Origin of the sequence: Saccharothrix sp. NPDC042600 (assembly GCF_040647305.1) — a bacterium.
Lineage (GTDB): Bacteria > Actinomycetota > Actinomycetes > Mycobacteriales > Pseudonocardiaceae > Actinosynnema > Actinosynnema mutabilis.
In genome coordinates, this window is the sequence record NZ_JBEZBW010000175.1 from 1 (window position 1) to 9,577 (window position 9,577).

Genomic DNA, 9,577 nt, shown 5'->3' on the forward strand with positions numbered 1-9,577 from the left:
GCCCCGCCGGCCACGCCCCGCGCCCGCCCCGCACGCCGCGCCCGCCCCCGCACCACCGCGACTTGCCGCGAGTTAGTCGTCCGTGTCCGGTGGGGTGGTGGGTTGTAGGACTGAACGGGGGAGGACTTTGGCTCGTAGGGCCAGGGGGGCGTTTCTGGTCATGCTCTTGCGGACCTCGTCCACCGCGCCGGGCAGGGTCGGGTCGGCGGCCGAATTGGTGCTGTACCAGGAGCGTTCCACCGCCCCGACCACCGCGCGCAGGCCGTCCCGGCCCTGTTCGTCCAGGTTGTGGGCCTTCGCCATGCGGCGGGCGGCCACTCGGACCGTCTCCGTCGTCGGCACCCGGGTGCCGCGGTCCACCGACTCCGCCAGCAACTCCTGCCACGCGGCCCCGGCGGCGTCCGGGCCCAGGCCGGCGACGGCGCGCAAACGTTCGCGGCGGCGCCATTCGCGTATGCCGGCCGGGATCGCGATCAGGACGACCACCAGCAGCGGGATCGCTATCCACCAGGACAGCAGGGCCACCAGCAGGGTCGCCAGGACTATCCACGCCGCCGCGGCCACGGTTGTCAGGAGTGGCCGCAGCCACGGGGCACCGCGGAGGTTCAGCGGGACGCGGGTGGCCTGGCGGGAGAGCAGGAACAGCAGGGCCGTGAGCAGGACTCCGATGGTGGCGGCGACCAACAGGGTGACCGTGTGCCACGTCGGGGTCGGCGTCTCCGTCGCGTTCGGGTCGTCGCCGGCCTGGTCACCCGTCGTCGCCGTGGTGGTCGCGGCGGACGCCGAGGTCGTGGGGGCGGTGGTCGTGGTGGGGGCCGTCGTGGTGTCCGTTTCGTCGCCATCGACCTGGCGGCCGGCGATGTACGGCGGCACCACGCCGCGCCCGTCCGACAGCGGGGTCGGGTCGAAGACCGTCCAGCCGTAGTTCGGGAAGTAGATCTCCACCCACGCGTGCGCGTCCTGGGTCGTGATCGTCTGCGCGTCACCCGTCGGGAAGCCCGCCGTGAAACCCATCGCCACCCGCGACGGCAGGCCGATGGACCGCGCCATGATCGCCATCGCCGACGCGTACTGCTGGCAGAACCCGCGCTTGCCGGTCATCACGAAGTCGCGCAGCGCGTCGGACGTCGCCGCCCCGCCGGTGTCCGTGGTGTAGGCGAAGCCCTGGGTGCCGTCGGTGAAGTAGTTGTAGAGCGCGGTGGCCTTATCGAAGCCGTTCGGCTGGCTCCGGGTGATCTCGCGCGCGAGGTCCGCGACCTCGGGGCTCACCCCCCGCGCGTCCAGGTACACGTCCTCGACGTCCGCCGCGCCGTTCGCCCGGCGCAACGCGTCCGCCGGGGGCGTCTTGAGCACCGTCTCCAGCTTGTACGGCGCGGCCTTGCGCTGCCGGACGCTGTAGACCATCCCGCGCACCGGGTCGTACCGCCAGTTGTCCTCGACGTCCTGGATGCGCCGCGGTCGCCCGTACACCGGCAGCCAGTTGTCCAGCCAGTTCACCGGCTCGATGGTCACCGTGGTGACCTCGCCGTCGCCCGGGTCGCCCGGTTGCTGCGGCAGGTCGCCGTTCGCGGGCACCCCCGTGGACAGGTCGCCGCCCAGCTGCCAGCCCTTGTCCGGCACGTACTCGCGCAACGTCATCGCCCGCAGGTACGCCGCCTCCGGCAACCCGCGCACCCGGAACATCTCCCGCGTCGCGCCCTGGTTGAGCATGCCGCGCAGCTCGGTCATCGGGTCCAGGCCCAGGCCGTCCGCGCCGCCGCCGACCTCGTCGCCGCCGGGCAGCCGGCCGACGGTCCCGACCAGCGTGAAGCTCGCCCCGGCCAGCATCGCGACCACCACGGCCGCACCCGCGACCGCCGTCGCCGCCGGCCCCGAACCGCTCCCGCCCGACCCTGGTCGCCGCCCGCGCCACGCGTCGTGCCGGTGCTGCCCGTCCACCGCCAGGAGCAGCGCGAACGCCCCCGCGCCGAACACGAAGGTCCACACCGGCAGCATCTCGTCGGCCAGCGACGCCGGCACCGCGAACACGCACAGCAGCACCAGACCGGACGCGGCGGGCGCGGCGGCCCCGACGGCCAGCAGGTCCACCAGCACGGCCACGAGACCGATCGCCAGCATCACCAGGCACCGGATGGCCTCGCTGTCGGCGACCGGCGGCACCCCGGTCTGCACCTCGGCGAACGCGTCGCCGAGCACGGTCATCAGGTCGCCCAGCGACTGCGGTCCGGGCAGCACGACCAGCACGCCGGTCCGGGTGAAGATCGTCACCAGCAGCGACATCAGCGCGAACACCTGCACCAGCGCGATCAGCGGGTTGGGCAGCCGCGTCTGCCGCAGCAGCACGCCCACGCCGACCACGACGGTGATCGCCACGGCCAGGTTCACCAGCCACAGCACGCCCGCCACGACGCTGGACAACGCCGTCGCCGCGCACAGCGTGGCCAGACCCGCGACGGCGGGCGTCGCGCTCACGACCCAGTTGCCCCGAGCGGCGGTACTGCCGGTCACTACCCCACCTCCGTGCGCACCACGGGGCCGCGGTTGCCCGCGCTGTGGCACAGCTCCTGCCAGACCTGGTTCATCGGCGTCGACGGCCGGGCGACCACCGCGCCCCAGCCGGCCGCCGCCAGCAGGCCACGCGCCTCCTCCGGGTCGGGCGCGGGGTCCTCGCCACTCGCCGCCCACGCCCGCACGTCCATCACCACGGCCAGGCTGCGCATGCCGCGCGGCCGGTTGCGCACCAGCGCGTCCACCACGGCCGGCGTGCTGCCGCCGAGCACCGCGATGACCTCCTGGCCCGCGCCCGGGTCCAACCCGGCCGCCGGTTCCCGCCGGTGCGACGGCTGCAGCGCGGCCAGGGCGTCGAGCACCACGGCGTCGCTGTGCCCGCCGTCGCCCGACCCGCCCGCCAGCACCCGCCCGTCGTCGCCGACCAGTCGCACCTGGTGCCCGAACCGGTGCAGGTGCAGGCACACCGACGCCACGAACGACACCGCCCACTCCAGCGACGAGTTCGGCCCCGTGCCGCGGTGCGCGGTCAGCCGGTGGTCCAGCAGCACCGTCGTCCCGCCGCGCCACGGCCGTTCCTCGACGCGCACCATCAGCTCGTCGCGCCGCGCGGTGGACCGCCAGTGCACCTTCCGCAGGTCGTCGCCGTGCCGGTACGGCCGCACCACGGCGTCGTCCTCGCCCTGCCCGGCGCGCAGCCGGATCGAGCCGTCGTCGCCCGCGCCCATGCCGGACCCGCTGGGCAGCCCGGCCAGGCCCACCACGCGCGGCACCACGACCAGCTTCGAGCGGCCCGCCAGCTCGCGGTCGAACTCGGCCAGCCCGAACGGGTCGGTGATCCGCGCCATCAGCGGCCCGACCTGCTGGATGCCGCGCATCACCGGCTTCAACGGGTAGCGCAGCGCGGTCACGGTGTTGCGCGGCAGCCGCTCGACGACGAACCGCGGCCGGGCGCCCAGCGCGTACGGCACGGCGTCCTCCAGCAGCAGACCGCCGGTGGGCAGCCGGCCCGCGGAGCGCAGCTCGACCTTCACCTCGGTCGCCGCGCCCACCTGGACGCGGCTGGGGAACAGGAACCGGGACGCGTGCAGGCCGATGCGGGCCCGCTGCGCCAGCCACGCGGCCAGCACCGGCAGGGCCACCACGAACGCGGCGACCCGCAGCAGGTCCCGCTCGTTGAGCACGACCGCGCACAGGCCCGCCGCGAACCCGGCGGCGAGGAGGCAGCGGCCCCGGGTGGTCAGCCCGGACAGGGCTCCGCGCATGTCAGCGGTGGTGGCCGTCGCCGTGGCCCGGGGCCGGGTGGCCGCCGGGGTGGCGCTGCACGTTCTGCAGGAACTGGCCGGACGGGTCCAGCGCCGCCTGCGGCACCGGCACCCGCTGCAACAGGTTGCGCACCAGGTCCGCCGCGGACCGCCGGGCCGCCTGGGCCTCGGCCGTCAGCACCAGCCGGTGCGCCAGCACGGGCACGGCCACGGCGTGGATGTCGTCGGGCACCACGAAGTCGCGCCCCGCCAGCGCCGCCTGCGCCCGCGCCGCCCGGACCAGCTGCAACGTCGAGCGCGGGGACGCGCCCAGCCGCAGCTCCGGCAGCCGCCGGGTGGCCCCGACCAGCTCCACCGCGTACCGGCGCACCTCGGGCGACAGGTGCACCCGGCGCACGGCGTGCACCAGCTTGAGCACCGTGTCCGCGTCCGACACCGGGCGCAGGTCGGCCAACGGGTCGTTGCCCGCGTGCTCGTCCACCATCGCCAGCTCGGCCTGCGGGTCGGGGTAGCCGATGGAGACCCGCGCGGTGAACCGGTCCCGCTGCGCCTCGGGGAGGGCGTAGGTGCCCTCCATCTCGATCGGGTTCTGGGTGGCGATCACCATGAACGGCGCGCTGAGCGGGTAGGTGTTCCCGTCCACCGTCACCTGGTGCTCTTCCATGCACTCCAGCAGCGCCGACTGGGTCTTCGGCGACGCCCGGTTGATCTCGTCGCCGACCACGATGTTGGCGAACACCGGGCCGGGGCGGAACTCGAAGTCGTTGTCCTGCCGGTTGTAGATCGACACACCGGTGATGTCGCTGGGCAGCAGGTCCGGGGTGAACTGGATGCGGCTCACCGAACAGTCGATGGACCGCGCCAGGGCCTTGGCCAGCGACGTCTTGCCGACGCCGGGCACGTCCTCCACCAGCAGGTGGCCCTCGGCGAGCAGCGTCACGATGGCGATGCGGACCACGTCCGGCTTGCCGACGATGACCTTCTCGACGTTCGCCGCGATGCGTCCCACCACGGCGTGCAGTTCGGCGAGCACCTCGTCGGGCCGGCTGTGCACGTGGGCCGTGTTGTTCACGTGATTGAGCCCACCGCCCCCGAAAGAGTGTTCGGGCAGCGCGGCTGGCTGGGTACTCGGAGTCACTCGACCTCCCGAAGACCACCGCGACCGGTTCGCGGAGGCGGTGAGCGTTTCACGCAGTGTGTCAAACCGGGGCGAAGCGCCCCACACCGATTGAACATTCTCGTGCCGCTGGTTTCCACGGCCGTCTCCGGCTGCCGGTTCACCCGCTCCCACCACGATTCCCCACCACCCGCCGCGCTGAACCCGATTTGCCCGATTTCGCTGGGCCGTTCGGGTGGGTTTTCGAGTCGATCACGGCCCTCGCGGCGGCCGGGGCGCTCGGCTTCCCCCACCACCCCCCACGGTCGTCATCTCCGCTCTACCTGCGTAAACGTTCCCCATCCGGGTGGCTGACCACCCGTTTCAGCGTTGACTGTGGTGAAAAGTGGGGTACTGTGGCGGCCGGTGGGGCAGACGGGGGCCCCACTGCCGGTTCGCCGTCCGGCGGCGGGAGGTGGGTTGCCGTGTTCCTGGGCACGCACCACCCCAGGCTGGACGACAAGGGCCGGCTGACGCTGCCTGCGAAGTTCCGGGACGCGCTAGCGGGGGGTCTCATGGTCACCAAGGGCCAGGACCACTGCCTCTACGTGTTCCCTCGGGCCGAGTTCGAGCAGATGGCGCGCAAGGTCGCGGAGGCGCCGTTCACCAACGAGGCGGTCCGCGCCTACCAGCGCTACCTGTTCGCGGGGACCGACGAGCAGCGGCCGGACGGCCAGGGCCGGGTGTCCATCGCACCGGAACTGCGCCGCTACGCCGGGCTGACCAAGGAGTGCGTGGTCATCGGCGCGGTGAACCGGCTGGAGATCTGGGACGCGCAGGCGTGGCAGCGCTACATGGACGAGCACGAGGACAGCTACGCCGAGGCTCGCGAGGAGGTGCTGCCGGGCGTTTTCTGATGGGCTTGGACGCTTGAGGTTTCGGGTGCCGTGAGGCCTCGGTCCGCTCGGCTTTCGGCCCTGGCGCACCTTCCCCGGCGCCAGGTCCGACGGGCGGGCGGGGACCTGACGACACCCGAATTTTTGTCGGTGGGGGGATGTGGGAGGGGACATGGGCGAGCGGGCGCGGCACGTGCCGGTGCTGCTCGACCGCGTCCTGGGCCTGCTGGCCCCCGCGCTGGCCGACCGGGACGCGGTGTTCGTGGACTGCACGCTCGGCCTGGGCGGGCACTCCGAGGCCGTGCTGCGGGCCCACCCGCGGGTGCGGCTGATCGGCCTGGACCGCGACCCGCAGGCGTTGGAGCTGGCGCGCGAGCGCCTTGAGCCCTTCGCCGACCGGACGACGTTCGTGCAGACCACCTACGACAACATCGCCGAGGCCGTGGACGGCCCGGTGGACGGCGTCCTGATGGACCTCGGCGTCTCCTCGTTGCAGCTGGACGCCGAGGAGCGCGGTTTCGCGTACTCGCGGGACGCGCCGCTGGACATGCGGATGAGCGCCGGCACCGGCATGACGGCCGCGGACGTGCTCAACGAGTACTCCGTGGACGACCTCACCCGGATCCTGCGCGACTACGGCGAGGAGCGGTTCGCCCGCAAGATCGCCCAGGCCGTGGCGCGCGAACGCGCCCGCGAGCCGTTCACCAACTCCGGGCGGCTGGTCGAGCTGCTCTACGACGTGGTGCCCGCGGCGACCCGGCGCACCGGCGGCCACCCCGCGAAGCGCACGTTCCAGGCGTTGCGGATCGAGGTCAACGGCGAGCTGGAGTCGTTGCGCCAGGCCCTGCCCGCGGCGCTGTCGGTGCTCGCGGTGGGCGGGCGGATCGTCGTGGAGTCCTACCAGTCGCTGGAGGACCGGATGGTCAAGCGGGCGTTCGCCGACCTGGCCGTCTCCAAGACCCCGCCGGGCCTGCCGGTGGAGCTGCCCGGCCACGGCCCCGAGCTGAAGCTCGTGACCCGCGGCGCCGAGGTGGCGACCGAGCAGGAGATCGAGGACAACCCCAGGGCCGCGCCGGTACGACTCCGGGCGGCGGAACGGATCAGGGAGGCGACGACATGACCGCACCGGCCCGGACCGGCGGCGTGCCGTCCACCCCCGGCAAGCCGCGCGAGCGCGCCCTGCGCTCGGTGCCCACCCGCTCCCGCTCGGCGGCGGCCGAGCGCGCCTACGCCCGCCGCGAGCAGCGCACCCGCGGCACCGCCGTGACCCGCCGGCCGGTGCCCGCGCCCCGGGCGCCGTTCGTGGTGATGGTGATGGTGGTGCTGGGCGTCGGGATCGCCGCGATCATGTGGCTGTCCACCCAGGCGACCGCCGACTCCTACCGCCTGCAGGACGCGCGCGCGGAGGAGAAGCGCCTGGCCCGCCAGGTCGAGCAGCTGCGCCAGGAGGTGGCGCTGGCCGAGTCGCCGCGCCAACTCGCGGAGGCCGCGGCCCGGCTGGGCCTGGTCCCGGTCGAGGACCCGGCGCGCCTGCGCCAACTGCCCGACGGGACGATCGAGGTCCACGGCAAGCCGTCGGCCGCCCAGACCCCGGCCCCGCCCGCGCCGCCACCCACGTCCACGCCCCCGCCGGACCCGAACGCGCAGCAGCCACCGGCCGACCCCAACGCGCAGCAACCCCCGGCCGACCCGAACGCACAACAACCACCACCCGCACAGCAGGTGCCCGGAGGTCAGTGATGCCAGGGCCCACCAGGGGGAGGCCCACCAGGCGGCCGTTGTCGGTCCGCGCGCCCAAGCGGCGCCGGGGCGGCAACAGCCGGGTCCGCATCGCCGTCGGCCGGCTGTTGCTGGTCGGCGCGCTGGTGCTGGCCGGGCTCAAGCTCGTCCAGGTGCAGGGCTTCCAGGCCGAAGCCCTGTCCAAGCAGGCGGAGGAGCAGCGGGCGACGCCGATCGACGTCCCGGCGGCGCGCGGCTCCATCACCGACCGCAACGGCAACCAGCTGGCGTTCAGCGTGGAGGCCCGCCAGCTCTACGCCGTGCCGCAGCTGACCCGCACGAAGTGGACCAAGGCGCAGGAGGCCGACCCGAAGATCGGCTCCTACGAGGACTGGGCGCGCGGCGTCGCGAAGTTCATCCAGGACACGCTCGGCACCGAGGTCAACGGCCAGAAGACCGACGAGCAGACGATGTACTCGCTGATCACCAAGGACATCACCTACGTCGAGCTGGTCGACAACATCGACCCGGCGAAGGCGGCGGCGATCACCGAGAAGTACGCCGACATCGGCCAGGAGTACCGCGCGGTCCGCGTCTACCCCAACGGCGAGCTGGCGTCGAACATCATCGGCGCGGCGAACTGGCGCGAGGACCAGGAGCCGCCCGCCACGCACGGCGTGCTGGGCCTGGAGAACTCGCAGGACAACCTGCTCGCCGGCCGCATGGGTCGCCGGGTCGTGGACACCATGCAGGGCAACAACGACGTGGTGATCCCCGGGCCGGGCCGGTCGCGCGAACTGGCCGCCGCGGTGCCGGGGCGCAGCCTGGAGCTGACGCTCGACGTGGACACGCAGTACGCGTTGCAGCGCATGGTCACCGACTACACGGAGAAGTCCGGCGCGAAGACCGGTTCGGCGGTGGTGCTCGACTCGCGCACCGGCGAGATCCTGGCGATGGCCAACGACAAGACGTTCGACCCCAACGACTTCGGCAAGGCCTCCGAGGACCAGCTGCGCAACGCGGCCGTGTCGTCGGTGTTCGAGCCGGGGTCGGTGAACAAGATCGTGACGGCGGCGACGGCCATCGAGGACGGCATCTACCAGCCGGACAGCGTGCTGACCGTCGACTACACGATCAAGGTGGCCGACCGGACCATCAAGGACTCGGTGTTCCACCCGACCCAGGACATGACGTTCACCGGCGTGTTCGCGAAGTCCTCCAACGTCGGCACGCTGATGGCGGCGCAGAAGATCGGCGAGGACCGCTACGCGGACATGCTGCGCAAGTTCGGCCTGGGCAAGCGAACCCAGTCCGGCCTGCCCGGCGAGGAGTCCGGCTCGGTCCCGCCGCGCAACCAGTGGTCCGGCTCGACGTTCGGCAACCTGCCCATCGGCCAGGGCCTGAACATGACCCTGTTGCAGATGACCGGCATGTACCAGGCGATCGCGAACGACGGCGTCCGCATCCCGCCACGCATCATCCGAGCGGAGGTCGACCAGAACGGCGCCCGCAAGGAAGCCGAGCGCCCGGAAGAAGTCCGCGTGGTGTCCCCGCAAACGGCGAAGACGGTCCGCGACATGTTCCGCGCGGTGGTCCAGAACGCGCCTGGCCAAACGGGCACCGGCCCGTCGGCGGCCCTGGCGGGCTACCAGGTGTCGGGCAAGACGGGGACGGCTCAGCAGGTGGACCCGAAGTGCGGGTGCTACAGCCAGAGTTCGTACTGGATCACGTTCGCGGGGATCTTCCCGGCGGACAACCCGAGGTACGTCGTGGGCATCATGCTGGACGCGCCGAGCGGCGGCGGACAGTACAGCGTGTCGGCCGCGCCGTTGTTCCACGACATCGCTTCGTACCTGGCACAGCGGTTCCAGGTGCCGATGTCGGCGGAACAGGCTCCGGTCATGCAACTGGTGCTCTGACAGGCACCTGGCGACCGCGCAGCGGGCGTCGCCCTTCCGGCGCGCGAAGCGCGCCCGCTTTTGGGCTTTTCCGTCCTCCCCGTATGGCCTGCCCGAAGGGCTACCACACTTTCCCGGGGTTGGGCCAAAAAGTTTTGCGAGGAACGAGCAAAAGTTTTTCGACCAACCCCGGGA

7 protein-coding genes are annotated in these 9,577 nt (G+C 72.7%); 4 read left to right on the plus strand and 3 right to left on the minus strand.

Going from position 1 to position 9,577, the window contains the following annotated elements:
* Nucleotides 1-72: 72 nt before the first annotated feature.
* The 3 genes from AB0A74_RS41565 to AB0A74_RS41575 are packed head-to-tail and all read right to left on the minus strand — an operon-like array spanning nucleotide 73 to nucleotide 4,827.
* Nucleotides 73-2,508, minus strand: a complete 2,436-nt coding sequence (locus AB0A74_RS41565; protein WP_358258581.1) for a DUF3488 and transglutaminase-like domain-containing protein — start codon at nucleotides 2,506-2,508, stop codon at nucleotides 73-75.
* Nucleotides 2,508-3,773: a DUF58 domain-containing protein gene (locus AB0A74_RS41570; protein ID WP_358258583.1), complete on the minus strand. Its 1,266-nt coding sequence runs from the start codon at nucleotides 3,771-3,773 to the stop codon at nucleotides 2,508-2,510. The genes AB0A74_RS41565 and AB0A74_RS41570 overlap by 1 nt, the downstream gene beginning before the upstream one ends.
* 1 nt (nucleotide 3,774) lies before the next feature.
* On the minus strand, nucleotides 3,775-4,827 hold the full coding sequence (locus tag AB0A74_RS41575; RefSeq protein ID WP_358258592.1) for a MoxR family ATPase: 1,053 nt from the start codon (nucleotides 4,825-4,827) through the stop codon (nucleotides 3,775-3,777).
* 527 nt (nucleotides 4,828-5,354) lie between these two features.
* On the opposite strand from AB0A74_RS41575, the gene mraZ reads away from it, so the two are divergent.
* The 4 genes from mraZ (at nucleotide 5,355) to AB0A74_RS41595 (ending at nucleotide 9,403) form a co-directional block, all read left to right on the plus strand.
* Nucleotides 5,355-5,786 (plus strand): division/cell wall cluster transcriptional repressor MraZ, encoded by a 432-nt coding sequence (gene mraZ / locus AB0A74_RS41580; RefSeq protein WP_121226791.1) that lies wholly within the window; start codon nucleotides 5,355-5,357, stop codon nucleotides 5,784-5,786.
* A 151-nt stretch (nucleotides 5,787-5,937) separates the two neighbouring features.
* Nucleotides 5,938-6,885 (plus strand): 16S rRNA (cytosine(1402)-N(4))-methyltransferase RsmH, encoded by a 948-nt coding sequence (gene rsmH, locus AB0A74_RS41585; protein WP_358258586.1) that lies wholly within the window; start codon nucleotides 5,938-5,940, stop codon nucleotides 6,883-6,885.
* Nucleotides 6,882-7,505 (plus strand): hypothetical protein, encoded by a 624-nt coding sequence (locus AB0A74_RS41590; RefSeq protein ID WP_358258588.1) that lies wholly within the window; start codon nucleotides 6,882-6,884, stop codon nucleotides 7,503-7,505. Before rsmH ends, AB0A74_RS41590 begins: the two co-directional genes overlap by 4 nt.
* A gap of 38 nt (nucleotides 7,506-7,543) precedes the next feature.
* Nucleotides 7,544-9,403: a penicillin-binding protein 2 gene (locus tag AB0A74_RS41595; protein WP_358258590.1), complete on the plus strand. Its 1,860-nt coding sequence runs from the start codon at nucleotides 7,544-7,546 to the stop codon at nucleotides 9,401-9,403.
* Nucleotides 9,404-9,577: the final 174 nt, after the last annotated feature.